The organism is Fimbriimonas sp. LA-C6 (assembly GCF_055398105.1).
On record NZ_AP038796.1, the window covers coordinates 3,273,283 to 3,297,153 of the forward strand.

Here is a 23,871-nt window from a genome sequence, read left to right on the forward strand (position 1 = left end):
GACCTCACCTCATTTCGCGAGTGTAGTAGTAGGTGTTCATTTCAGCGCCTCGGCGGAACATCTCATAGAAGAACTTGTCGACGTATTTCTCATGAATCAGATACGCACGAAACACCTTTGCTTGACGGTCAGGACCAAGGCCAAAGAGCGTGAGCATCAAATCCGGAGCCTTCCCGCCACTGTAGTGAATGGCAATCTTGTCGTCCTTCAAAGTCCAAGTGCCGCTAAGATGCTCGGGCTTCCTAGCCCCGCCTTCGATCACGATTGTCGAGGTCTCGCTGAAACTGCCGTCGGATGAGAAGACCAACTCCTCGTCACGACCGGACGACGCATCCCCCCGATTCGCCCCTCCACTACTCCTCCACTTTGCCATCTGGGCGACTCCCACATGGTGGTAGGTCCCGCACAGCTCAGCTCTGTCGAAAAGGGGTGCAGGTTCTGGCTTGCCAGCCGTCAACGAGATCCCGTTGGCCATCTTGATCATATCCAAAGCCAAGGCAGACGGCTTGGTCGATTGAGCGTAATCAATCGACGAGTTCAAAGACTCGCGCCCAAACAGACAAATGATCGGTACCACCTTATCCCCACAATCAACCATATAAAGCATCACGCCTTGGTCACCGTCCAGTGCAATCGGAACCCCCTTTGTGTTTCGAAAGATGAGCGGCACCAGATGCTCTGGGAATGGATTGTTGGGATACATCTTCTTCAACAGTCCAGTACGAATTGTCGACCAAGCATCTCGGAAGGTGTGGGCCAGCGAGCCTGACTTAGGTGTAGCGCCAAGCACAATAACACGCGAAACCGCATTCATATCATCTGCAGCGTGAACAAAAGTGATGCGGCCGTCAGCCTCTGAGCGAGTCCAATCCGGTGGCATCTTGATCTCGATGAGTCCTGGCTCGGACGATTTGATAACATCCCCAGCACCCGCAGCCTGGGCAAGAGTTGTGAGGAGCAAGGCAGCAAGGGGCATCATAGAAGGTTCACCTAGATAGCGTCCCGCAGGTTACCAGCGTTCCGGCGAATCCATATTGTCAGAGCCATCCAACTACACGGTGCATTTACATGCGATGCCATGGCAAACCGATGAACACCTGTCGTACGACAAGGGGTATCGTTGGGCTGACCTCTCTCGGCAGCTCATCGATGAGAATTTGCCACTCCAGCAGGAAACAAATGATCATCCATCGTCAGCTTTGCTATCTCATTCTGTTTGGTTCTGCGATGGCATCCGCCCAGCACAACCCACCCACGCTCGACCCAACTTACGGCCGCCCCATTCCTAAGGCGGATGCAAAAACCAAGAAGGCTCCGGACGCCACTTGGATCTGGGCCGCGAAGACCTCGGACAACCAGACGATCTACGCGAGACGAGCATTTAAGCTCGCAAAGGTTCCTGCCAGGGCAATGCTGTACGTAACTGCCGACAACAGCTTTGTCGCCTACGTGAACGGCCAAAAAGCAACCGCAACCCCCAACGATCCAGGCGACCGCGAGCTATGGAAGAAAGTGCAGTCTGTTGACGTCACATCACTGCTTCAAAAGGGCCAAAACGCCATCGCCATACAAGCCCACAACGACGGAGATGCAGCCGGATTGGTCGTCCGTTTAGAGATCGATGGCAGGCCCGCTGTTCTCACCGACAAAACCTGGAAAGTGAGCACCGAAGAGCCCGATGCAACCTGGGTCAAACCAAACTTCAGCGACGACAACTGGCATCCTGCAACCGAAGAAGGCCGAGTAGGCGGCAGCAATTGGGGCACAAACTTGCAGGCTTGGCCTGTCTCCCTGGACGAGGTCCCGCCCTACCTGTTCCACATGCCGATCTCGCCAACCCGATGGGCCTACGAAGGCGATCCAGATGGTCTAATCTGGCACAACGCAACCAGCAACATAACAATCAACCGCCCAACCGGAACGAACAGCGCCTCCAACTGGAAGGTCATCTTCGATTTCGGCAAGGAGCTAACTGGCCGCGTCCTCAACGAAAGCCCGACACCAGGACTCACCATTGGCACCGGCGAGTCCGCTGGAGAAGCCCTCGCCAAGCCGTGGGTCACTGCCTCGGGTAACGCAACGGAGTACACAGCGCTCAGGTTCGCAACCATCACGGTTCCAGCACAACAAGAGCGCGTGAGCCTCAACCTGACTCTGGATCACCTGTACTACCCAGTCCAGTACCGAGGCCGCTTCGACTGCTCAGATCCGTTGCTGACTCAGGTCTGGTACACCGGCGCCTACACGGCCCACTCCTGCATGCAGCAAGACATCTGGGACGCCCCCAAGCGCGACCGATGGGTGTGGATGGGCGATCTGCACGTGACAGGCGAGGTGATCAACAACGTCTTCGCAGATCAGTTCCTCATGGAGCAAACCATCCAGAAACTGCGCGATGGTGCACAAGGCGGCAGACCAGCCAACGAGCTCCCAAAGAGCCACGTCAACGGAATTCCAGGTTACTCCTACTCGTGGATCGCAGGCCTCGCAGACCTCTACCGCCACATCGACAACAAGACCTATCTCAAGACACAGCACCAAGCCCTGTTGTCGATGCTGGAGTTCTGCCAGCAAGATGTAGATGAGAAAGACCTCTTTGCAAACAAGCACGGGTCTTGGGTCTACACAGACTGGTCGCCAGGCTTTGGCAAAGACACCCCGCTCTCACGAACGGCAACCCATCTGTTCCTAGTGAGGGCCGTCAAAGAAGCCGTCTTCCTCCTCAAAGAGCTCGCAGACGAACCCAACGCCGCCAAATACGCAGCCTGGGACAAGCGTCTCACCCTCGCAGCCCAAAAGTATCTCCTAACCGAGCAAGGCATCTTTAGCGAAAGAAAACAGCCCAACGCCATGGCCATCTTATCGGGCGTCGCCACCCCAGACCAAGCGGGCAAGATGTTCCAACAAGGCATCTTCGCACCCGACACAAAGCCAACCGAGTTCATCGTCTCGCCCTACTACGGCAATTACGTGCTACAAGCCATGTCGGGCGCTGGCCACACGCAAGAAGGTCTTGACTACGTCCGCAGCTTCTGGGGCCAGATGGTCAAGGACGGAGCCACCACATTCTATGAGACCTACGGCCCCGACTGGAACAAGAAAAACTTCCACGCACACCTCCAGTGGGACGAACACGACAACGACGCAGCAGGCTATCACGTAAGCCTCTGTCACGGCTGGTCAGCCGGCGCCACCACCTTCCTCACCGAATGCGTGCTAGGAGTCCAGCCAACCGGCGCCGGATTCAAAACCTGCACCATCGCGCCCCGCCTAGGAGATCTCAAGTGGGCCGCAGGCACAATCCCAACCCCTCACGGCGACATCACACTCCGCATCGATCGCCAGGATTCCAAGCTGGTCGTGAAACTCAAAGTCCCGAAAGGTGTTACAGCCACGGTGAGCCTGCCGTCGTCCGTCACATCAATTGACGGCATGCCAGTAAACGGCTCGTCGCTGCAAGTCGGCCCCGGCCAACAAACCATCATCGGCTCCTAGTGCCGGCCCAAATGTTGCGAAGTGAGGGTTACAATCCCCCACTTCGCACGTCAACATTACAAACTTAGGACAGGTCAGCAGCCAGTAGGGTGATGTATTGATTTTCTGGAAACCAAAGCGCAAGTCAGAAAGGACTGCCAGCTTAGATATTGAATCTAATCTCTACAAAACCTCAGACGAGTTAAAGGAGGCCTTCATTGAGAAGGCAAGAACACTCGGAAAGTTAGAAGGGCTGTGGGGTATCGCATTAACACGAAAAGCCACGTATTTGCCGGTGATCTCGCTTGAGAAAACTGACGCAGGGCTCGAGATGCTGCTCCGAGTCTCCTCGCAAGGAATCGCCCATTCAAACAGTTCGATACCGGACATCGACCTCAAATTAATTGATTCTCGAATAATAAATGGTGGAACCTCCCTGCAAGAATCGTCATATACATGGGTTGCCCCGGAAGACCTAGCCAGTGCAGCATCGATCTCGTGGGAGCTATGGCACAAAATCGTCGAAGGTTCTGAGTTACCAGACGTAGAGGTGTTTCAGTTCTAGAGTGGGATAAGCTAGTGGCGAAGATCTTGCTCGTCTCGACCATCAAAGACCTAGCAGGAAGCAAAAATGATTCACTGTTTGATGTTCACAGCAATCTGTTTCGCTCCCTCCCCACGTAATCTTGGAGTTGAATCATTTCTTTACCAAGACTTTGCAGAACGGATCCTATACCGGCGATTTCTCGAACGCAAAGGCATTGAGAGCGTCGTGGAGATGTCTGGCGGTGTCGAACGCGTCCGCGTACTGGGGCCTCAACGACTATCGAAGCAGGTTAGAACCAAGCAGTTCTTGACAGAATAAGGACTATTTAGTGAATACCCATGCATCTGATCCTGAAGTCTACAGCACGAGATTGATCCAGCACGCGACGGTATCTTGGTCAAATGAAACTGAAATACAGCCTAGAAGAAAGCAGGAACTGCTGGCTGACTTGTACTGACCAATCTCAGTAAGTCGGAATCACCCTATCAAAAATCGTCAATCACAACACGATAGCTATCCAAAGGCGTATCTGCTTTAACCAACGGAGCCAAATCGCTAATAATCGACTCAATATTCATCGCAAGCGAAAATTCAAACTGGGCAAAAGAACCTTCCTCAACAATGGCTATATTACGAGCATCTACTGTCTCTAGCCAACGTTTCGCGGTCTGAATTTGCGTGATCGAGGACAAAATTTCGATAGACCAAACCTCGGGAGTTCTCTCGATCGCAATGTGTTCAGAACCATCCGCCGTCACGTAGCCAAGGCAGGCCTTGCCAGGTGCGAGTTTCCTTATGCGTGCCAGCTGCTCATGCAACGAACCGATGCTCAAATCCGCCTCAGGTGCTTCGGAAGCTCTCGTTCTAACCAGATTCCCCCAGAAGCGAACCGAAGATGCAGGTCGAGATGCCACATATGCCGCTATACAAACACAACCTACGATGAGAACACAAAGAAGAGAGTAGGTGAATGTCGTCATGATAGCAACTTCATCGAAACCTGATGAGTCCAGTCGTCATCTTACAGCAACCCAACCTTCGTAAACAGAGGTCTAATCACGACGGTGGCTCGAACGCATAGTCCATAGACTAAGTAGAATAACAGCAACCGGAGCCCAAACATGCCTCTACTCTCCCTAGCACTTTTCTCGGTCATACTCACCGCACCACCATCCGCCGCCGAGGTCGTCCGCAACGCAGAACGCGTCGCCCTGAAGGAGCACAAGAACGTACTCGTGTATTTCCACGCGTCATGGTGTCCCTGGTGCAAGCGGTTCGAGAAGCTCTGGAACGACAAAAAGTTTCACGCCACTTTGCAAGCGAACTACGTCCTAGCGGAGATCGACATACGCGAGCGAGATGAGCTTCGCAAAAACGAGAACCCAGGTTGGGAACAAGAGATGCTGAAGCTAAGAGGCGCACCGGAGAAAGACGTGCCCTACCTGGTGATACTCTCGCCCAAAGGCGACAAGCTAGGAGACAGCTATCGCCCCAAGACAGGCAGCATCCCCGGAAACGCCGGATTCCCCCGCACTCCAGACGAGATCAACGCATTCATCGACCTCATCGCCAAGACCTCGCACCAGTTCCCAACTCAAACGAGACAAGAACTCAAGGCCTACTTCGAGTCGAGCAGGAAGACTAAAGAGTCCTCATAACAACCGGGGTAAGGTCCATGCATGAGAAGCAAAGTTGCTTATGCATTAGGAATCACGCTGGCAGTTGCCTGCGGCGTCGCCATTGGCCAAGCCGTGAAGTCGGAAAACCCCGACTCCCATTACCACCTAGGCCCCGACTCCCTAGTTGAGCCAGGCGTCCCAAAGGGCGAAATCAAAGGCCCCTTTGTGATCAAGAGTAACGTCTACCCAGGCACACAGCACACCTACTGGGTCTACGTCCCCGCCCAATACGACCCCAAGAAAGCCGCGGCCCTCATGATCTTCCAAGATGGCCAGGCCTTCAAGCAAGAGAACGGCGGAACCCGCGCTCAGAACGTGATGGATAACCTCATCTACCGTCGCGAGATCCCCGTGATGATCGGCGTGTTCATCAACCCAGGCCGAACTCCCGAGCAAGACGAACCCTCCCCACAACGCGGCTGGGGCGACGGCTTCACCAACCGAGGGGTCGAATACAACACCCCCGACGACAAGTACGCCAAAGTCATCACAGAAGAGCTCATGCCCGAGCTAGACAAGACTTACAACATCTCGAAAGACCCAGAAATGCGCGGAATCGGCGGAGCCAGCTCCGGTGCCATAGCCGCCTTCATGGTCGCCTGGGAAAGACCAAACGCTTTCCGCAAAGTCCTCAGCATCGTCGGCAGCTTCACCAACATCCACGGCGGCGACATCTATACCGAGCGAGTCCTCAAGAGCAAAAAGAAGCCGATCAGAGTCTTCCTCTGCGACGGTCGAAACGACAACCGAGGTGTACGCAAAGACGGATACGATCCCCGCTGGGACTGGTACCTCCAAAACGTCCGGCTCCAAAAAGCCCTCACCGCCAAAGGCTACGACCTCAACTACACCTGGGGAATGAACAACCACGGCCAAAGCTTCGGAGGCCAAATCCTGCCCGAAATGATGCGCTGGCTATGGCGAGACGCCACCCCCATCATCACCGATCCATACGACATGGTCGAACGAGGCTTCTACCAGCCTTTCAAGAAATAAGACTTTTTCTTGCATTCTCACCAACCCTGTACTATACTGAACCACATGGTTCAGTATAGCCAAAGTCACTTCGATGCCACGTTCGGCGCGCTCTCAGATGCCACCCGACGTGGCGTCCTGGAGCAACTCGGGCGTGCGGACGCATCGATCACAGCCCTCGCCGAAAAGTTCCAAATGACCCTCACGGGCATGAAGAAACATATCGGCGTCCTCGAACAAGCCGGACTCGTCACCACAGAAAAAGTCGGACGTGTACGGACCTGCAAGCTCGGGCTACGCAGGCTGGAAGAAGAAGCCGCATGGATCGAGAGCTACCGCCAACTATGGGCAGCTCGTTTCGACGAGTTGGACCTGGTTGTCGAGGAACTAAAACTCAAGGAGAATGCAAATGGAAGGTAATCATCGCATTACAAGGTGGGCCCATGTCAGTGCCCTTAGGGATGAAAATAGCATAGGGGCACAGTAACCCCGTGGGCACATACGAGGATTCCCCATCAAGCGAGATCCGGGGGCTCGAGCAGTTTATATGTGGATTCACCGGCGGAATCATTCGTAGAGCACGGGAAATTCCCGAGGAAAAATGGAACTGGAGCTTCTCCGAACGCACCCCAACTGCCCGCGAAATATGCGAGCACTCGTGGATGTGGCTGCGGACCGATCGGCAGGAGATCACGGTGATCGACCCGAAATGCCAGGTGGCCATTCCAGATCCTCCACAGCACCGCGTCCAGATGTTAGATTTGCTCGAAAGCGAAATGGATGCGTGGCGTGAGCTCATCCAAACCATTGAGCCCCACTTGATGGATGAACCCAGATATAGCCCAGACGGCCATAGCCGAACCATCCGCGGCTATCTGTTCCATATGGCCCAACACATCATCAGCAAGAGCGGTCAGATGACCATGCTTCATTTCGAACTTGGCCTCGATGGGGGCGAACCCTATGATGCCCCACACCCGAACCGGGTCTACGGCTTCGGCACTCCCGCATGGCCGACACCAAGAAACTAAAACAGAAGGAAAAATCAAATGCAAGTAAACAATATCGAAACGCAGGTGGAGAGGATCTCCGACCGCGAAGTCCTCGTCACTCGCACCGTCAACGCCCCCGCACACCTCGTGTTCAAAGCATGCACCACACCCGAACTATTCAGAAGATGGTGGGTCCCCAAATCATACGGGCTGAACCTAGTTGACTGCGAAATGGATATCCGTGCAGGGGGGCGCTACCGCCTGGCGTTTCTCCACGAAGGCTCCACCATGGAGTTCTTCGGCACCTACCTAGAAGTAACCCCGCACTCCCGCATCGTCTGGACCAACGATGAAGGTGAAGAAGGCCAAACCATCACCACCATAACCTTCGAAGAAAAAGAAGGCAAAACGCTGCTGTCCATCCTCGACCACTACCCCTCGGCAGAATCAGTCGACACAGGATCCTCCGGCGCCATGCCCGAAGTCCTCCAACAACTAGAAGAGCTCCTCGCCAGCCTAGCATCAGGTGCGGAGATAAAATGAATCTCCGGATCTATCTGGCGAAAGCAACCAACTTGCGTCTAAAGCTCCTTCTGCTTTTGATGACGCTCGCCGTGACACTGGCTTCCGCACAGGAAAAACCATTAACTGGCTTCGCGCCAGTTAATGGGCTCAAACTCTACTACGAAGTCCACGGCAGCGGCGAGCCGGTGGTCCTGCTTCACGGCGCGTTCATGACCATCACCAACAATTGGGATGGGTGGATCGGCGAGCTCTCCAAAACAAGGAAAGTCATCGCCATCGAAATGCAGGGGCATGGCCGCACAGCAGACATTCCCCGAGACATGACTGCCGAAAACCTCGCCGACGATGTGGCCGCACTGCTCAATTATCTCAAGATCCCGCGAGCCGACCTTATCGGCTACAGCATGGGGGGCGAAGTGGCAATGCAGTGCGCGATCCGACACCCGAACCACGTCCGAAAGGCTGTGATCATCTCGTCCACGTTCCGCAGCGATGGTATGGTCACCGGAGCGCTCGAATCTATCTCCCAACTCACGGCGGAAGCCTTCAAAGGTTCTCCCATCGAAACCGATTACAAGAAGCTGAGTCCCACTCCAGACCACTTTCCGAAGTTCGTTCAGCACATCGTCGCCACGGCCTCCAAGCCGTACGACTTCGGAGCCGACAAGCTCAAATCAACCAGGGCACCCATGTTCTTCATCCATGGCGATGCAGACGGAGTCCGTCTTGCTCACGTCGCAGAGATGTTCCGTCTCAAAGGAGGCGAGACACACGGCGACATGGGCCCACGCACCCCATCTCGACTAGCCATCTTGCCCAACACCACCCACGTGACTCTCATACAGCGAATGTCCCTCATCATCCCGATGGTGAACGACTTCCTAAACGCCAAGTCATAACCTCGCGAAACTAGAAGTGGGTGTGTGGACGGGTATCTAGAGAGACCCGAACCTCATGAACTCACTTCACCTGAAACAGCAGAGGCGCAAACTCGTGGAGGCTCCGGCGCCAAGACTGCCATTCGTGGGCCGTGTCTTTCGACTCGAAATACTTGATCTTGATGCCCGCGTTGACAGCCGTGTCCCGGAAAGCAAGCACACCTCGCATCATCTGCTCTTCTCGCGTGCCACTGCTGAGGAACAGCAGGTGAACCTTCTTGTTGAACTTATCCGCGTCAGCCATGAGTCCGTCGTGGAACGTCTTAAGGTCTACCGCGCCGCCGAACGCGCCAGCGCCGCCGCTGAATCCGCCGAGATATCCAAACTTGTCGAGGTGATCGAGGCCAATGGCGTATGTCTGCATTCCACCCATCGAAAGACCCGCTAGGGCCCGATGATCACGGTCCGCGACCGTTCGAAATCGAGAATCCACGTACGGAACAACTTCTTTGTTGAGCACCTCGCCCACCGTTTCGAACATCCGCGTGAAGTTAGGCGGAGGTCCACCAGAGCCAGGCGGTCTCGTGGGGGCCGGAGCAGCGCCCGGACGGCTCGCGTATCCATTCGGCATCACCACCAGCATAGGAACACACTGTTTCTCTGCGATCATGTTGTCGATGATCAGCCCGGCCTTCCCTTGCGCAGACCAGCATGTCTCGTTCTGCCCCGCACCATGCTGCAGATACAGCACCGGATAACGCTTCGAAGAGTTGGAGTGGTATCCAGGCGGTACATACACAACAAGCTTTCGCCAACTGGCGGTGATCTCCGAGTAATAGGTGGATTCCACAAGGTCGCCGTGAGGAACGTCTTTTCGAGCATAGAACTCCTCGCCTGGCGAAGGAATCTCAATACCACTCACGTAACGCCCCATGTCGTAGTAGTGAAACGTGGCTGGGTCGCACATGCGTACGCCGTCTACAACAAACTCATAGGGATGAAACCCTGGACCAATCGGCTCGGTAGTAATCGTCCAATGCCCCTTCCCGTCGTTTTGCATCGAGCGGTTGCGATTAAAGCCCAACTCGACCGACTTGGCACCCGGTGCATACAAATAAAACACCCCACGACCATCAGGAAAATACCTTGGGTACGACTGACCCGCAAGCGCATCCGAGGCCAATACGGACCCCTCAGGAGCGGCAGGAGAACTGGGTGTCTGAGCGAGCGCAGAATTGCCGCCCAACGTGGCGATGAATAGAAGTGCTGTGAGTGTCATGGAACCTCGGCGTTCTTTATCGGATTTCTCCACACAATGATGTTGACGTCAACATAATTTATGCGCGAATCTCATTTTAACTCCAACATCAGAAGAAAGTGGTGCTTTAATGACGGTTACATGAGTCAGAAAAAGAACCTCTGCGTAGGCCTGCTCTTGGGATTTGCCGCGCTTTCTATTCCAGCATCGGCTCAAAACCCTATCATCAGGAACCAGTTCTCCGCAGATCCCACAGCGCGAGTGTTTGGAGACAAAATCTATCTCTTTCCCTCACACGATATCCTGGCAACAACCGGGAAGGGCCGCGTGGGTTGGTTCTGTATGGAGGACTACCATGTCTTCTCTTCATCCAATCTTATCGACTGGCAGGATCACGGACTGGTAGTGACTCAGACAAAGGTTCCTTGGACAGACCCGGCCGGCTACAGCATGTGGGCGCCCGATTGCATCCAGCGCAAAGGCAAGTTCTATTTCTATTTCCCCGCAGGCCCAAAGACAGGTCGCGGTTTCAACATCGGTGTAGCCGTCGCCAGCAAACCGGAAGGGCCATACATCCCAGAGCCAACCCCAATCAAAAAGGCGAACGGAATCGATCCCAACGTGTTTATCGACACAGACGGCCAGGCATACCTGTACTGGGCTGGCGGAAACTTCTACGGCGCCAAGCTCAAAGACAACATGGTCGAGCTCGCATCGGAGCCAGTCGTCCTCAAGGAGTTCCCAAGCAAAGGCCTCAAAGAAGGCCCGTTTCTCTTCGAAAGAAACGGCATCTACTACATGACCTACCCCCATGTGGAAAAGGCGACCGAGCGGTTGGAATACGCCATGTCAAAAAGCCCGCTCGGCCCATTCACCTTCGCCGGAGTGCTGATGGACGAGATCCCAGGTTGCTGGACGAACCATCAATCCGTCGTGCAGTACAAGAAGCAGTGGTATCTGTTCTATCACCACAACGACTACTCACCCAATTTTGACAAAGCCAGATCCGTAAGAGCGGACTACCTGAATTTCAATCCAGACGGCACCATCCAAAAGGTCGTCCCCACTCTTCGAGGCGTCGGAATCATGCCCGCAGATCGCGAGATCAAGATCGATCGCTACTCCAAAGTAAGCGACTCTGGAGTCTCCATCGCCTTCCTGAATCCGTCAGACACCTTCAAAGGTTGGAAAACCACTTTCGCATCAGCAGGGAGCTGGCTCCAATACGATCGCGTCGATTTCGGGCGCGGAAGATCCAAAAAGGTCACCCTGCGAGCCAAGTCTGAAAAGGGCGGCATGTTGCAAATTCGAGTAGACAGCCTCGAAGGTCCAATTGTCGCCGAGGTTCCGATTCCTCCAAGCAAAGAAGCAACAGAGGTCAGCGTTCCTGTCCGAGCACGACAAAAGGGGATTCACAACCTATTCGTGATAGCCAAGGACAACGGGCCGGTTGAAATCGAGTGGCTACGGTTTCAACAAGTAGAAAGCCACAAATGACACAGGCGCACTCATGATAATCTCTATCTTCTCCTTCCTCATGGCCGTTTCGGCGAGCCAACCATCAGGCAACGTCGCCCCTGCATTCCCAAGCAGCCAGGCAGGCCTCAAAGCTCTTAGCCGCAAGCGAAGGCTCGCCTTGGGATCCGAAGTGCCCCTAAGAAACCTTCAGAACGACGCGGACGAAGGGCGTTTTGCCAAGACAGTCACCTCGAATTTCGACTTTGTAGAGCTGGAGAACGAGTTCAAGCCGCCAGCGGTCTGGATGGGACCACGCCAATACAACTTTACTGCTGGCGACTTCCTGGTCGGAGCCCCTGGCGAGAAGGGCTGGGCGCAGAAAAACAAACTGAAGGTCCGGGGCCACGTGCTGGTTTACGCCAGCGACAACGGATACACGCTCCCCCAGTGGATAAAAGGCCCCGCCGGAGATGTTTCCAAGGAGGAGGCATCCGCACTTCTGCACGACTACATTTTTGCCTTTGCAGGTCGCTACCGAGGCAAAATCGCCATGTGGGACGTGATCAACGAGGCCATCGACGACCGACCAGGGAACGGGAATCCATTCAACCTCCGGAACTCTTACTGGTTCCGTAAACTCGGACCCGAGTTCCTGGTACTCGCCTTCAAATGGGCTCACGAAGCCGACCCCAAAGCCGAACTCTACTACAACGACTACGCCGTCGAAAGCGGAGGCGAAAAAGGTAAGCAGATGCTGGCCCTCGCCAAATGGCTGAAAGAAAAAGGAGCGCCAATCAACGGACTTGGCCTCCAATATCACATCGACTGCCGCACAAAAATCGTTCCTGGAGACGGCTACTACAAGCTCATCGAAGATATTAGAAAGCTCGGCCTCACATACATGATCACCGAGTTGGATGTAGCCATGCCAGTACAGTCGAAGCCAGTCGGAGACCCCGCATACGGTCTCCTGCCTCAAGATCCCGCCGACCTCGACCGACAGTCGGAGGTTTACGCTTCCGTATTCAAGATGGCTCTCTCATCCCGAAACTGCCGTGGAGTTCAAGTGTGGGGCTTCACAGACCGCTACTCCTGGATCCCCGGATTCAGCCGAGGCAAAAACGGGGCGGCACTCCTGTTCGACAAAGACTACATCCCCAAACCGGCCTACAAATCGGTCAGTGCCGTGCTTGAAGGTAAGTAGATGCCTCAACTCGCTGGAGGACCACAAGAACTCCTGATCACTAGCTCAGGCTGGAGAGTCACTTCGCCTCGCGCCTGCTCCGAACTCGAAATCTCTGCATACAGCAACTCAAGCCCCGCCTTGCCCATCTCATAGGCGGGCTGAGAAACCACAGTAAGAAAAGGATGTTCCAACAACGGAGCAGGCAAATCGTCAAACCCAGCAAGCGAGACATCCTCAGGAACCCGGAACCCCCTCTCCCTCAAAGCCTTAAGCGTTCCGATAGTAAGCAGATTGTTCAAGGCAAAGATCGCCGTCGGACGAGGATCCATGGCCATCCACTGTTCGACCACTTTGCCCGCAGTCTCGCGATTCAGATGCTCGGCAATGACGGTCGCGCGGGCATCGGTCCCCTCCAAAGCATCAAACGCGCCAAGAACCCGGTCGTCAGCAGTGGTCACGCCAATGGGCGTAGTCACCAGCACAAACTCTCGATGCCCAAGCTCCAGCAAGTACTCCATCATCTGGCGCGCGCCCGATCGAACATCGCAATGAACCAAGCTATGCGCGTTGCCAGGGATCCTTCTTTCCAGCAACACAAGCGGAAGCCGCCGCCGCTCTGCAAGGTCGCACGCCTTCTCAGCACCTTTGGCTGGAACCAGTAGCACACCGTCCACGTTCTGCCCTGCCAGCATCCCGAGATACCGAATCTCTTCGTCTTCAGATTCGTCGGTATTGCAAACCATCACCAGCAGATCGCGATCACTCGCCGCATCCTCCACCCCACGTGCGATGGTGGTGAAAAACGGATTGGTGATGTCGGAAAGCACCAGGGCAATCGTATGAGTCCGGCTAGACCGAAGCCCCCTCGCCAAGCGGCTGGGAACATATCCCAATTCCTCAATAGCCTGCTCAACCCGCAGGCGAACAGCATCCGACACCGGCCCAGATCGATTCACCACCCGTGAAACCGTCATATCGGTAACACCAGCACGTGCAGCCACGTCGCGGATTGTTGGTCGAGCCATTTTTTACAGTATGAACGCAAATGGATATCTGGTAATGTTGACGTCAACACTGCCTATCTCATTCGAGGATGAATGTCTATGAATATTGCTCTTGCGCTTCTCGTAGTATCTGGCCTAAGCGCCCAAGGCGACAAAATGACTCCGATCGAGATCCCCAAGCAACCCAACGCGATTGTCCTCCCCACAGGGAAGCTGCCGAACGCGACAGCCGAGGAAGCTTGGCACTCACAATACGGAAGCAAGTTCGCCCGCAACGTAAGCATCGCGACCCTCACACCCTTCCTGCCAAATAAGTCGAAAGCCACCGGCGCCGCCGTGATCATTGCCCCCGGCGGTGGATTCCGAACGCTCTCCATGGAGAACGAAGGCTGGAATGTCGCGAAGTCCCTTGCCGAAAAGGGAGTCGCGGCGTTTGTCTTAAAGTACCGGCTCATTCCCACCCCGGCAGACATGGCGGGATTTGAGGCGTCCATGCGGGAGATGTTCTCGGGCGCTGGAAGGCGACCTCCAACCACGCAAGATCCATCCGTCACACTGGCCCCTCAGATTGCCGATGCCACCGCAGCCTTCGAACTCATTCGTTCGCGAGCCAAGCAATGGAACGTTGACCCAAACAAGGTCGGCATGATGGGATTCTCTGCCGGCGCGGCGCTTACCTTGTCCACCACTCTCCACGGCAAAGCCATCAACCCAGCCTTCATCGGCATGATCTACGGTCCACTCAACAAAGTGACGGTCCCGGCCGACGCCCCACCTCTCTTCATCGCCCTCGCAGCAGACGACCCAATCTTCGGAAATGCAGGATACGGCCTAATCGACAGTTGGAAATCAGCAAAGCGCCCCGTAGAGTTCCACCTCTACGAACAAGGCGGACACGGCTTCGGAATGTACCCAAAAACAACAACCAGCACCGGATGGTTCGAATCCTTCACCGCCTGGCTCCGGATGCATGGCTACATGAACAGGTAGCCCACGGCTCTTGCCCATTGAGGTCAACTCTGAAGAGGAAATGGCCTTGACCGGACATTTTCAGTTCAAGTAGATGGTGGGCGGTACAGGATTTGAACCTGTGACCCCTTCGGTGTGAACGAAAAAATATCAGGTTCTCCGCAAGATTCTTGAGTCTACCAGCGTCTCTGTTGGTCTCTCAAATTCTCTACCAATTGAGAGACCTTTGAGAGACCAAACCGACGTCGTGGCAAGCGCACGGTTCTCACGTGTACTCTTCAAACGAACGCCGCCCTTTTTAATCGGGCGATTCGGCTGGAGGGCTCTTAGCGGAAGAGACGCCCTCGACAGACAACGTCCTAGTCGACCAGAATTCAACTGAACCATGAAAATGCTTATTCTGAAGGAACCTGGCTTGCTTGAACTAAAAGATGTAGCCATCCCCGATCCCGGCAGAGGGGAGGTGCTTGTAAGAGTGCAAGCCGCAACCACGTGTGGAACGGACCTCAAGGCTTACAGGCGCGGGCACCCTCAAATCCCCATGCCTGGCCCTTTTGGTCATGAATATAGCGGCGTTGTCGCGGCGACAGGAGAGGGGTCTGAATTCCATGTAGGTGATGAGGTGATGGGCGTGCATTCCGCTCCCTGCCAAAGTTGCTACTGGTGTCTCGCTGGCCAAGATAACCTCTGCGAGTCGATCATGGAGACCAAAGTGCTCGGCTCTTTCGCCGAATATCTACTCGTTCCGCAGCGCATCGCTAAGCTCAATCTGCGAATGAAGCCAGAACATCTGAGTTTTGAAATTGCGAGTCTTTTGGAGCCATTGGCATGCGTTGCCCAAGGAATACTTGAGATGAAACGGAATCATCTCCTGCCGTGCGAGAGCGCCTTGGTGATCGGCCCTGGCGCGATCGGGCTTATGTTTGTCGCGGCATTGAAGCATATGGGGGTGCGAATGGTGACACTTGCAGGAAGAAATCAGAGCCGACTGGAGATCGGCGCTCGACTTGGTGCCGTAACCACGAATTACCCAAGCGTTTCCGATGGACCCAGGCAAGGATTTGATATCGTTATTGAATGTACCGGTCAGGCTGAGGTATGGGAGCGAAGCGTAGGTTTTCTGCGCCGCGGAGGAACTGCGATGCTCTTTGGCGGTCTCCCATCTGGAACGCGGGTTTCCTTCGATGCGGCCAGACTGCACTACGACCAGATCAATCTTCTGTCTCCATTTCACTTTGGAACCGAAGCGGTCAGTTTGGCTGCGCTTTGGCTAACCGAGTTCGACCTTTCCCCGCTAATTTCAGGCGAGCGCACGTTGGAGGCAGCTGAGGCGACTTTCAATGATCTTTCTGAGGGTATCGGCGTGAAATACGTCTTCAGGCCTTGAGTGTTAGAGCGTTGTAATCAGTGCGGCTAGACTGTGGTGTTGGGCAGCGTCTTGGCCGCATGAACGGCTAGTTGCGTGCGGCTAAGAACTACTGCTTGACTAGATAACGCGTTCGGTTACGATCCTATTCGGTGGAACCCCGCTCGCTGAGAGTGCGACGGCCACATGACTTACATATGCGGGTGGTCCGGAGACGACCACCGCGTCGCTACCACAGTCCCAACGAGCGATGGCCTCAAGGAAGTCTAGTTGTGTCGGCCTGCCTTTACTGCAGGTGTAGTGAATTTGGCCGACTCCTTCCGCGACCAACTTTTCGACGTGTTCGCGGAAAGGGGACTCTTCTCTGCTCCGAAATGTAGCGTGAATGCACACTTGCACTCCGGACGGACGTTCGCGTCGTGCCAACCCGATGGCTGGAGTGATCCCGATCCCCGCAGCAAAGCAAATCACCTTGTTGGCTTTTAACTCGGACACAGCGCTCTCACACGGCGGCTCCATCCAAACCAAGTCGCCCTCGCTTTTGGCGAAGAGCCAAGGGGTGCAGTCCCCCGTCGGATTTAGCTTAACGGCAAGTTCGAGCACACCGCTACTAGAATCGAATCCAACGATAGTGAAGGGCTTACGGCACGACTCGCTTCCCAAAAACACAGTTTGAGCAGCGTTTGCTACAAGATCTTTGGTTACCAGTTTTAGCCCAAGCGTTTGCCGCGCGATCTGCTTCTTCGAGACAATCCTCGCGGAAGCAAGATTCTGTCCTCCGAACTCGGCTGTCGGTCCGTTACTAGTTTCTAACGCGGAGGCTAGATGTCGCAAACACTCCCCGCAATTCTTACCGATGCCTCGCCCTATCCTCCCGGGACCTCGCCCATCCTGGATGTCCTTGAGTAGGAAGCCAGAGCGGATCAAGTGAATGACGCTCTGAAATTCCACACCGGAGCATTTGCACTTCGTCCAAATACACTCACCCGGACAGCCACACCTCATAAAGCACCTTCACCTGCTCGTTCTCGCATGAGCGAAAACTTTTTGGTCAGAGGCCGCAGATCTTCAGCGTCCCCGTAGAGAGCCACCACCCACATGTCCAGATCGGATGCGGGCTTGCTGCGTACGTGAACCATCTGCGCCTCGTGGCTCTCAGCGATCATTTCTCCAACGAACGCGTTGGTTGCCAAGCCCATATTCCGTGCGGACTCATAGAGGGCCCTCAACTGAGATCCGTTTTTGGCTTCCAGAACGATGACTGGATAGCGACTGATAAGTGCTGTGAACTGGCTGTCGGCAGATTCGTATCGGCTCACCTGGGCGTCCTCCGGCTTGATGCCGGAGGAGAGGCCGATCATAGCGTGGACTAAGGCATTAGCCAGTCTCGGGATCGAAGTCTTTGAGTTGAGGATCACGACGAACTTTTTTTGATTGTCGAGGTAGGCCATCTTTTACATTCCTTGAAACACGTCGTCGTACACCGCAGGGCTGCTGCAAGTGCTGATGGCGGCAGTTCGCTCCTCCGCAGTGAAAGGGCGAAGGTCTGAGAACGACTGCAATGCCGCATCAAGTTGACTATGGGTCCCCCAGTGCTCGCTGTAACCGGCACCCAAGCTATCGACAAGATCACGCTTGATGGTTACGGCCCAATACGGACCGAAAACCCAGTCTCTGTCAGTCGGTTGGTAGTGATGAGCCCAATGCCAAGGAAGGCTCGATGTACTTACGAACAAGCGGGACGGCAAGTGCAAGAACAGCATTTTTGTCCACCAGAGAGCCCATGCCGGCAGGGAACCCTTCTTAGGAAGGGGCTCAGCGAAGTAACGTGCAGGTGTAAGCTTTTCCATCACCTCGCTTGGTTGCCCCTCTTCGGATAACTTCCGCCATCGCCAGTGATGCTCTGCGACGAAATGGCTGATGGCACTTACCTGGTAGAGGATAGTGTTCGGCAGCGTCAAGCCAAGCAGAACACCGACCAATGGCCACCACTGACCAAAGTACAAAGCAATGAGAGTCGCTAGAGCGGGCAGGCCAACATGGATCGTCGCTGCCAGAACACGTCGGGTCGAGGCAACCAACTTTATGAAATCGATGGCCAATTTGCCCTTCATAGAGTAACGGGCGCCATCGTCGCCTTTGAGTTCGTGAATGGCAGGTTCGACCGACGAGAACACCGCTTTGAAACGTGCCCGCCAGAACATCCAATGAACTCGTGGAGAGGCAAGAGCCCACTTCAGTCGACGCCAGAGTTTGACCTTCGGTTGACCGGGCTCGATCCCCAGAATGCCGAACATGAACTGCACATCCGGGTCTTCCATGGAGGCAAACATGTCGAGATCGTGATGATTGAGATGATCGACACGATATCGGTAAGGCGGATTGCAGAACGCAAGTGCGGAGGCCAACTCCGACAATATCCAGTCAATCTTTGCGTTGCCGGTTAGGGCACCATGAATCGCCTGGTGAATTGATTCCACCTGGGAGCCACGGGCCCCGTTCACGTAAAGAAGCCAGCAAAACGGCAAAGCGAACAGCCAGATAAATGGTGCACCGCTAGCAACGAGAGCACAGAGGATGACCGCACCGCAGGCCGCGATTGCCTCAGACAACTGCTTCGCAACGGTGTGGTAAGGCGCAGCGAGGACTCGCCATAGCCGGCGTCGCATCCACCGAGGGGCTACCGCCTCAGCCGGGGCCTTGCCAGTTAGAAAGGTAAATAGCGGTTGGAACAGAGAAGGAAACCTAGCATTCAATTCCTCTCGGATGTCGACCTCGGCAGTTACCTGCGAACCGTCAACGCCAGAATCCACGTTTGCCCCACTCTCCGCCTGCTTGCCAGGGGCGAAAGGGTTCGTAACATTAAAGATACTTTCCGCTTCAGGGATAGAGTCGCGACTAGCAACAATCTCTGATCGGTCCTTTGACTTACTCATTTTCTGATTAGGCTTTGGCGTTACGCGGGCTCATTGATGCCCATTCGTGTGCCTTGCCTACCTCCACATCGACGATAGATTCCGCCGCGTGGCCCTTTGTCTCTGTCTTTGTTTTCCGTCCCAAACGGACGGAAAACCTGTCCAGACCGAGACTTGTAAAATTTCCTACCCGCAGCGCTCACTGAATTCCTGAGAGAGGATGGAAACCGAGAGGTGGGGGTTTGACTTGGAATTCACTCGATTTTTTCCGAGCCGCTAGAAATCAGCATCGTTCAACGCGGGTGCGGAAACCGCTCGACAGTCGAAGGCTGTAGGCCTATGTCGCTGAATTTAGGGGCTTAGGTCATTCCCATCGAATTGGGTAGTGGTTCAAAGACAACCACCATCAAGTCCAATGCGAACTCGATATTTCCTGAGGCAATGCCTGGTAAATATGGCCACTGCCAAGGCGGCTTTAGCGCGAGCGGCAAATCCCTGTTCCTTTCGGCTCACGCACCAATTCACGTAAAAGTCTCGCTGACAGGTCTCGTTCACGAAGTCCGGTGCATGTTGGCCAGAGAAAAGCCAGTAACCGTAGGATCGAATCTTCGCGGCTCGCAATCACGCTCGTATCGTATAATGCTAAGTCGTACCGGAGGCGAGAGATGTATTCGAGCCGCGTATACAACTCGGCCAACACGTTCGCCATAACGGGATGTATGATCGGCCGCACTGTCACGCGACGGTGACGGAACGATAGTCGAAATCACTACGTTGTTAAAAATGGAGAGCCAAGGTTTGAGATGGACGTTCGAGAAGATATTCGACGAATCTACGGTTCGCTTTCCCCGATGACCCAGAAGCGGGTACGTCGTGCCGTCCAAGAAGACGGGAGAACTGCAACTTGGTTGGAGCACCTGACAAAGGGCACGCGCCCTGTCAGTGCGTCACAATTGATAGACCTCCTGGAAACATGCGCGAAGCGAAGCGACTGCTCGACGTTGACCGGCTTGTTGGTCGTCCAGCAAGAAGCGAGTGTTCTGCGACTATGTCCGGACACCTCCGTATTTGACTATGCCGCCCTAGACTTCGCCGGGGAGCGACGAGAGCCCTTGGGATTATCGGAAGCGAGTCTTCAATCCATTCGAAAACTACGGATCAAGACTTTCAATGGTCAAGCTACCCCGGCTTCCCTCTCACCAGTTCTCGTCGATCGCTGGCATCATGCGTTTTTTACTGAGATCAAAAAATCACAGGTAGATCAAGGCGCTATTCGCTCCTTGATCTCTTGTGTGGGAGACCTGACGGAAATCTGCAATGCTGGCAAGCGTTCTGACCTAGCCCTTCGTATTTCTAGGAAGGCGCAATGGCTGTTTACGACTTATCCGGAGGCTTTTTATCAACTTACCAAAGAAGAGGTCGAAGCGACACGACTGGATTTAGCGCGTTTTGTTGGAATCGCAGTCAAGAATTGCAGTAAGGGAAATAAAGGTCCAGGGTACTACGTTCTTTGGGAAGGGCTAAATGTCGCGGAGGAGATCATTCGTGAGCGTGGCGGAAAGCAATATTTGAGAGGCAGGTTTGGTGAGGCGTATGCGCTACTCGCAGCGGAGACGATAAGAGACATCTCGAAGTATTTGAGCGGTGCCCGGGTGAATCAGAAGTTCAACGTCGCTCTTGCCGGGGTGGATGATAGCTTGAACGCAAGTGGAAACAGTAAGTCACTACTTGGCGTCCTCGGGTCGGCAGAGCGAAGCCTTTGCTTACTTCAAGATCGGCAGTGTATTTCGAGCGAATCAAACCTTTTATTGACCGACGCTATGACTCGGGGATTTGGAGTATTAGGGGTGAACGCTGAGATTGGACAGGATACATTGATGTACAAAGCCGAGCAACATCTCTCAGCCTTAGCACTAATCCCTGCGGATAGCAAAATATGCGAAGCATGGAAGATCAGAAGTGCCCTTCAGTTTGATATCTTGTGTGGACACCAAGTTCAGTGGAAATTGGCAGAACAGGGATCAAAATTCAGCGATATTCCGTATGTAGCCGGTGCATTTAGCGGACCCGCGCATCTTGTGTAATGAGTTCTAATTCTAGTCGGCAGTCATGAATAGGACGCGGGATTACGCTGACGACCAAGACGAGACGCTACACTTTAAGTTCGTCCAGGTCCGCAAAAATGATTTCCTTTCCGGTCGCGCGAAGAACCTCAAGGTCTCCTTCTTCGATAAGTTGCTGGATTACGATGATCTTGTCTGCAAACTCTAGCTGGAAACGATCGAATTCTTCTTTTCTAACGTTTCCACACAGGATAAACACTTCGTGGAAAAAGGCGTCCATACCTAAGTCATAATAGTATAGCGTTCCATGCACTCTATCTGGCACTATATTAATGAGCCTTTTTGTACGGGTGCCATATTTACATAGTAAAGCTTTTAGTAGATCGCGATTCGTGAGCCTTAGATTTATTCTCGACTCCAGGTCGTCTATTACTTCTTCTTTCCAAGAATCCGCTGAAAGTTGGTCGTCCATTTGTGAGGTCCTTAAATTGTTGATCACAATTGACCTGTTCCCCTTAATATAACGCACGCAAAGTGTCAGTTTCGTCTTGAAGATGAACGATGGCAAACGAGAACGGTAAGAAGGCACCGAGGGGCAAGCGGTATTCGGAGGACGAGATTGGTCTGCTCCCAGACTTGAAGACACGTAAATCACTGTTCCCCGCCTGCGAGTTTCGAATGCAAGTGCCACGGTCTGCCGTGCTCACGGGCACGACCCCTTCGGCGCTTCCGAAGGAGTCATCGCGCGGATTTGAACTTGACGGGCGGTCGAAAGAGAACTTGGTCTCTCAAAGGTCTCTCAATTGATTGAGAGACCTGGAGGGGATTTCAATCCTGCTCTCGGTCAATATGCCGAGAATTTAGGTTCAAAAATCTGGTGGGCGGTACAGAATTCGAATCTGTAATCCCTTCGGTGTGAACGAGGAAATTGCGGCTAAAACCGCAGGATTTCGAGTCTACGGAGGTCTCATTGGGTCTCTCAAAAGCTCCTCCAATTGAGAGACCATGGCCGGGTAAGCCGATCCCATAATTTCGGTGGGAATTTTGACATCTTTTTCGTAAAATGGCAGTCTGGTGCTGAATGATAAATGCCGATGAGTGGTCGCGGGCAATTTCCGACTGGGTGATGGATCAGGCCGAGAGTAGTGGCATAGTTCATCTCTCGCTCACCCAAGAAGTGTTGGGCGACCTAGGACTACGTGAATGGGGCCTTGACGACGGTTTCGACTCATTTGTTTCCGCCGTTCGTCGTCAGCTTCGGGTCAATCCCAATGATGGATGGACCGAAACTCACCTCGTTCTGCCACCATCTGAACGCTTGCCCCTGAATGGTCCGCCGACCTGTACGGCGTTCCTCACTCTGTTGGTTCTCGCGGCTGTTCGCTCTGGAGATGAGGTAGGAGAGTCCACCGGTGGAGAGGCCTTTTTCCCTCACCTGAAGCTTGCTCTTGGTGGGGAGCCAACCAGAACGAGAAGCGGACTCGGGGAACTCAGTCAGGGCAGCCCCGAGGTTGCTCTCTGGGGAGCTTGGCATCGGTATGTTAAGAGTCTAGGCTTTAAGTCGTCATCGGATGGCTATACCGGCAATAAGAGGAACTGGGGCCACGCTTTAGAGCAAGCGATCCTTACTTTGGCGGATGAACGCTATCTTGCCTCACCAGCATGCTCAGGCTCAGATGTTAGATATGCCCTCATGTCTGCTCGCAATGGCAGATACTGCTCTCCGGCCGCATTCAGTCGCCGCCAGCATCTTGCTCACCTGTGGGAGAAGCGGTGGCAGGACCCCGAGGTTCAGACGGCCGTGGAGAATGCCTTGGACCGTCTACCGACCGGAGGTTGCCCAGTTCAGAGGTCCTACGAACGTCGTGAGCGACAAGGGAGGATCTGCTACGTTCTGAAGCTAGCACTCTCAAAAGGTTGGAATGGCAGCGAGGTGCGTTTTGGCCCAATCATCGGGCTAGAGCATGAGTTCACCCCTGGTGTTGAGACTTCGTTAACGGTGCGTCCAAGGCACAAGGGCCCTCGGGCCGTACGCTGGGGAAAGCGGTACTATCGTTTTGTAGAATCGGAAACGGACCTGTCAGACCCGGCATCAGGAAGACTCCCTGATCTTGGAGAGGAGCATTGGCTTCTATTGCCTCGGAGCAATCTGAATGAACTCGAGGAACAACGCGATCGGAACCATTGTAAATGGAAAGCCGTGGTCGAAGTCGCTCCAGGGTGGGTGGAGCTTCAAGCATTTGTTCTTGAAGTCCCATTTCTAGACCAGCCTTTCTCCGGTTCGCTCCGGACGTCCGATGCAGGCTCGATTCGATTTGTGGGCGGTGCTAGAGCTGATCGTCCAGGATCTCGTACGCCTATCCTGATTCAGGGAGAATCGGGCTCGATTGTTAGTGAACACTCTTTGCGAGCAACTATTAACCGCAGCGCGATCAATATAACGGCCGAAATACCTTATTCTCTTACGAATCTAGAGGTCGGAGATCACGAGCTAGTAACCGCAGGGAGAATGTCTCGATTCTCGATCGTGCCTTGGGATGCTGTCGAGTCTCTTACGCCCGTGCCAGAAGGTTGGATTTAGC

At 54.2% G+C, this 23,871-nt stretch carries 23 protein-coding genes; 16 read left to right on the forward strand and 7 right to left on the reverse strand.

What is annotated here, in order from left to right:
* Nucleotides 1-4: 4 nt before the first annotated feature.
* Nucleotides 5-979 carry a lipocalin-like domain-containing protein gene (locus ACZ51B_RS15160; protein WP_464294179.1) on the reverse strand — a complete coding sequence of 325 codons (975 nt, stop codon included), beginning with the start codon at nt 977-979 and terminating at the stop codon, nt 5-7.
* Between the two features lie 200 nt (nt 980-1,179).
* Here ACZ51B_RS15160 and ACZ51B_RS15165 point away from each other — a divergent pair, with 200 nt between their 5' ends.
* Nucleotides 1,180-3,495, forward strand: a complete 2,316-nt coding sequence (locus tag ACZ51B_RS15165) for an alpha-L-rhamnosidase-related protein (protein WP_464294180.1) — start codon at nt 1,180-1,182, stop codon at nt 3,493-3,495.
* A gap of 97 nt (nt 3,496-3,592) precedes the next feature.
* Nucleotides 3,593-4,039, forward strand: coding sequence for a hypothetical protein (locus tag ACZ51B_RS15170; protein ID WP_464294181.1), 447 nt, complete (start codon nt 3,593-3,595; stop codon nt 4,037-4,039).
* Nucleotides 4,040-4,506: 467 nt separating this feature from the next.
* On the opposite strand, the gene ACZ51B_RS15175 is transcribed toward ACZ51B_RS15170, so the two are convergent.
* Nucleotides 4,507-5,001 carry a hypothetical protein gene (locus ACZ51B_RS15175; protein WP_464294182.1) on the reverse strand — a complete coding sequence of 165 codons (495 nt, stop codon included), beginning with the start codon at nt 4,999-5,001 and terminating at the stop codon, nt 4,507-4,509.
* Nucleotides 5,002-5,142: 141 nt separating this feature from the next.
* On the opposite strand from ACZ51B_RS15175, the gene ACZ51B_RS15180 reads away from it, so the two are divergent.
* The 6 genes from ACZ51B_RS15180 to ACZ51B_RS15205 all read left to right on the forward strand — a co-directional run bounded on the left by ACZ51B_RS15180 (nt 5,143) and on the right by ACZ51B_RS15205 (nt 9,091).
* Entirely contained in the window at nt 5,143-5,679 is a 537-nt protein-coding gene (locus ACZ51B_RS15180; protein WP_464294183.1) for a thioredoxin family protein, read from the forward strand.
* Nucleotides 5,680-5,700: 21 nt separating this feature from the next.
* Nucleotides 5,701-6,696, forward strand: a complete 996-nt coding sequence (locus ACZ51B_RS15185; protein ID WP_464294184.1) for an alpha/beta hydrolase — start codon at nt 5,701-5,703, stop codon at nt 6,694-6,696.
* A gap of 45 nt (nt 6,697-6,741) precedes the next feature.
* Nucleotides 6,742-7,095 carry an ArsR/SmtB family transcription factor gene (locus ACZ51B_RS15190; protein ID WP_464294185.1) on the forward strand — a complete coding sequence of 118 codons (354 nt, stop codon included), beginning with the start codon at nt 6,742-6,744 and terminating at the stop codon, nt 7,093-7,095.
* Between the two features lie 71 nt (nt 7,096-7,166).
* Entirely contained in the window at nt 7,167-7,706 is a 540-nt protein-coding gene (locus tag ACZ51B_RS15195; RefSeq protein WP_464294186.1) for a hypothetical protein, read from the forward strand.
* An 18-nt stretch (nt 7,707-7,724) separates the two neighbouring features.
* Complete coding sequence (locus tag ACZ51B_RS15200; RefSeq protein WP_464294187.1) at nt 7,725-8,210, forward strand: SRPBCC family protein; 486 nt, start codon at nt 7,725-7,727, stop codon at nt 8,208-8,210.
* Nucleotides 8,207-9,091: an alpha/beta fold hydrolase gene (locus ACZ51B_RS15205; RefSeq protein ID WP_464294188.1), complete on the forward strand. Its 885-nt coding sequence runs from the start codon at nt 8,207-8,209 to the stop codon at nt 9,089-9,091. The genes ACZ51B_RS15200 and ACZ51B_RS15205 overlap by 4 nt, the downstream gene beginning before the upstream one ends.
* A gap of 61 nt (nt 9,092-9,152) precedes the next feature.
* On the opposite strand, the gene ACZ51B_RS15210 is transcribed toward ACZ51B_RS15205, so the two are convergent.
* Nucleotides 9,153-10,349, reverse strand: a complete 1,197-nt coding sequence (locus tag ACZ51B_RS15210) for an alpha/beta hydrolase-fold protein (protein WP_464294189.1) — start codon at nt 10,347-10,349, stop codon at nt 9,153-9,155.
* A 120-nt stretch (nt 10,350-10,469) separates the two neighbouring features.
* Between ACZ51B_RS15210 and ACZ51B_RS15215 the strand changes: the two genes are divergently transcribed.
* Together ACZ51B_RS15215 and ACZ51B_RS15220 are read left to right on the forward strand one after the other, a co-directional pair.
* Nucleotides 10,470-11,825 carry a family 43 glycosylhydrolase gene (locus tag ACZ51B_RS15215; protein ID WP_464294190.1) on the forward strand — a complete coding sequence of 452 codons (1,356 nt, stop codon included), beginning with the start codon at nt 10,470-10,472 and terminating at the stop codon, nt 11,823-11,825.
* Nucleotides 11,826-11,838: 13 nt separating this feature from the next.
* Nucleotides 11,839-12,990 (forward strand): endo-1,4-beta-xylanase, encoded by a 1,152-nt coding sequence (locus ACZ51B_RS15220; RefSeq protein ID WP_464294191.1) that lies wholly within the window; start codon nt 11,839-11,841, stop codon nt 12,988-12,990.
* Between the two features lie 5 nt (nt 12,991-12,995).
* Here ACZ51B_RS15220 and ACZ51B_RS15225 read toward each other — a convergent pair whose 3' ends face one another.
* Nucleotides 12,996-13,997 carry a LacI family DNA-binding transcriptional regulator gene (locus ACZ51B_RS15225; RefSeq protein WP_464294192.1) on the reverse strand — a complete coding sequence of 334 codons (1,002 nt, stop codon included), beginning with the start codon at nt 13,995-13,997 and terminating at the stop codon, nt 12,996-12,998.
* A gap of 72 nt (nt 13,998-14,069) precedes the next feature.
* Here ACZ51B_RS15225 and ACZ51B_RS15230 point away from each other — a divergent pair, with 72 nt between their 5' ends.
* The 3 genes from ACZ51B_RS15230 to ACZ51B_RS15240 all read left to right on the forward strand — a co-directional run bounded on the left by ACZ51B_RS15230 (nt 14,070) and on the right by ACZ51B_RS15240 (nt 16,987).
* Nucleotides 14,070-14,966, forward strand: a complete 897-nt coding sequence (locus tag ACZ51B_RS15230; RefSeq protein ID WP_464294193.1) for an alpha/beta hydrolase — start codon at nt 14,070-14,072, stop codon at nt 14,964-14,966.
* A gap of 364 nt (nt 14,967-15,330) precedes the next feature.
* Nucleotides 15,331-16,332, forward strand: coding sequence for a zinc-dependent alcohol dehydrogenase (locus ACZ51B_RS15235; protein WP_464294194.1), 1,002 nt, complete (start codon nt 15,331-15,333; stop codon nt 16,330-16,332).
* A gap of 409 nt (nt 16,333-16,741) precedes the next feature.
* Nucleotides 16,742-16,987, forward strand: a complete 246-nt coding sequence (locus ACZ51B_RS15240) for a hypothetical protein (protein WP_464294195.1) — start codon at nt 16,742-16,744, stop codon at nt 16,985-16,987.
* Between the two features lie 325 nt (nt 16,988-17,312).
* Here ACZ51B_RS15240 and ACZ51B_RS15245 read toward each other — a convergent pair whose 3' ends face one another.
* Together ACZ51B_RS15245 and ACZ51B_RS15250 are read right to left on the reverse strand one after the other, a co-directional pair.
* A complete protein-coding gene (locus ACZ51B_RS15245; protein WP_464294196.1) occupies nt 17,313-17,762 on the reverse strand; it encodes a DUF2000 domain-containing protein in 450 nt (149 codons plus the stop codon).
* Between the two features lie 3 nt (nt 17,763-17,765).
* Nucleotides 17,766-19,247, reverse strand: a complete 1,482-nt coding sequence (locus ACZ51B_RS15250; protein WP_464294197.1) for a hypothetical protein — start codon at nt 19,245-19,247, stop codon at nt 17,766-17,768.
* Nucleotides 19,248-20,029: 782 nt separating this feature from the next.
* Between ACZ51B_RS15250 and ACZ51B_RS15255 the strand changes: the two genes are divergently transcribed.
* Entirely contained in the window at nt 20,030-21,310 is a 1,281-nt protein-coding gene (locus ACZ51B_RS15255) for a hypothetical protein (protein WP_464294198.1), read from the forward strand.
* A gap of 67 nt (nt 21,311-21,377) precedes the next feature.
* On the opposite strand, the gene ACZ51B_RS15260 is transcribed toward ACZ51B_RS15255, so the two are convergent.
* Nucleotides 21,378-21,761: a hypothetical protein gene (locus tag ACZ51B_RS15260; protein ID WP_464294199.1), complete on the reverse strand. Its 384-nt coding sequence runs from the start codon at nt 21,759-21,761 to the stop codon at nt 21,378-21,380.
* An 89-nt stretch (nt 21,762-21,850) separates the two neighbouring features.
* On the opposite strand from ACZ51B_RS15260, the gene ACZ51B_RS15265 reads away from it, so the two are divergent.
* Nucleotides 21,851-22,096: a hypothetical protein gene (locus ACZ51B_RS15265; protein WP_464294200.1), complete on the forward strand. Its 246-nt coding sequence runs from the start codon at nt 21,851-21,853 to the stop codon at nt 22,094-22,096.
* A 274-nt stretch (nt 22,097-22,370) separates the two neighbouring features.
* The gene (locus ACZ51B_RS15270) at nt 22,371-23,870 is read left to right on the forward strand and encodes a hypothetical protein (RefSeq protein WP_464294201.1); all 1,500 of its coding nucleotides are present in this window, start codon (nt 22,371-22,373) and stop codon (nt 23,868-23,870) included.
* The last annotated feature ends 1 nt before the right edge of the window (nt 23,871 follow it).

Coding starts and splice junctions, on each gene's coding strand:
- ACZ51B_RS15160 (WP_464294179.1), bottom strand. CDS start 979: ATGATGCCCCTTGCTGCCTTGCTCCTCACAACTCTTGCCCAGGCTGCG.
- ACZ51B_RS15165 (WP_464294180.1), top strand. CDS start 1,180: ATGATCATCCATCGTCAGCTTTGCTATCTCATTCTGTTTGGTTCTGCG.
- ACZ51B_RS15175 (WP_464294182.1), bottom strand. CDS start 5,001: ATGACGACATTCACCTACTCTCTTCTTTGTGTTCTCATCGTAGGTTGT.
- ACZ51B_RS15180 (WP_464294183.1), top strand. CDS start 5,143: ATGCCTCTACTCTCCCTAGCACTTTTCTCGGTCATACTCACCGCACCA.
- ACZ51B_RS15185 (WP_464294184.1), top strand. CDS start 5,701: ATGAGAAGCAAAGTTGCTTATGCATTAGGAATCACGCTGGCAGTTGCC.
- ACZ51B_RS15190 (WP_464294185.1), top strand. CDS start 6,742: ATGGTTCAGTATAGCCAAAGTCACTTCGATGCCACGTTCGGCGCGCTC.
- ACZ51B_RS15200 (WP_464294187.1), top strand. CDS start 7,725: ATGCAAGTAAACAATATCGAAACGCAGGTGGAGAGGATCTCCGACCGC.
- ACZ51B_RS15205 (WP_464294188.1), top strand. CDS start 8,207: ATGAATCTCCGGATCTATCTGGCGAAAGCAACCAACTTGCGTCTAAAG.
- ACZ51B_RS15210 (WP_464294189.1), bottom strand. CDS start 10,349: ATGACACTCACAGCACTTCTATTCATCGCCACGTTGGGCGGCAATTCT.
- ACZ51B_RS15215 (WP_464294190.1), top strand. CDS start 10,470: ATGAGTCAGAAAAAGAACCTCTGCGTAGGCCTGCTCTTGGGATTTGCC.
- ACZ51B_RS15220 (WP_464294191.1), top strand. CDS start 11,839: ATGATAATCTCTATCTTCTCCTTCCTCATGGCCGTTTCGGCGAGCCAA.
- ACZ51B_RS15225 (WP_464294192.1), bottom strand. CDS start 13,997: ATGGCTCGACCAACAATCCGCGACGTGGCTGCACGTGCTGGTGTTACC.
- ACZ51B_RS15230 (WP_464294193.1), top strand. CDS start 14,070: ATGTCTATGAATATTGCTCTTGCGCTTCTCGTAGTATCTGGCCTAAGC.
- ACZ51B_RS15235 (WP_464294194.1), top strand. CDS start 15,331: ATGAAAATGCTTATTCTGAAGGAACCTGGCTTGCTTGAACTAAAAGAT.
- ACZ51B_RS15240 (WP_464294195.1), top strand. CDS start 16,742: ATGGCTGGAGTGATCCCGATCCCCGCAGCAAAGCAAATCACCTTGTTG.
- ACZ51B_RS15245 (WP_464294196.1), bottom strand. CDS start 17,762: ATGGCCTACCTCGACAATCAAAAAAAGTTCGTCGTGATCCTCAACTCA.
- ACZ51B_RS15250 (WP_464294197.1), bottom strand. CDS start 19,247: ATGAGTAAGTCAAAGGACCGATCAGAGATTGTTGCTAGTCGCGACTCT.
- ACZ51B_RS15255 (WP_464294198.1), top strand. CDS start 20,030: ATGGACGTTCGAGAAGATATTCGACGAATCTACGGTTCGCTTTCCCCG.
- ACZ51B_RS15260 (WP_464294199.1), bottom strand. CDS start 21,761: ATGGACGACCAACTTTCAGCGGATTCTTGGAAAGAAGAAGTAATAGAC.
- ACZ51B_RS15265 (WP_464294200.1), top strand. CDS start 21,851: ATGGCAAACGAGAACGGTAAGAAGGCACCGAGGGGCAAGCGGTATTCG.
- ACZ51B_RS15270 (WP_464294201.1), top strand. CDS start 22,371: ATGATAAATGCCGATGAGTGGTCGCGGGCAATTTCCGACTGGGTGATG.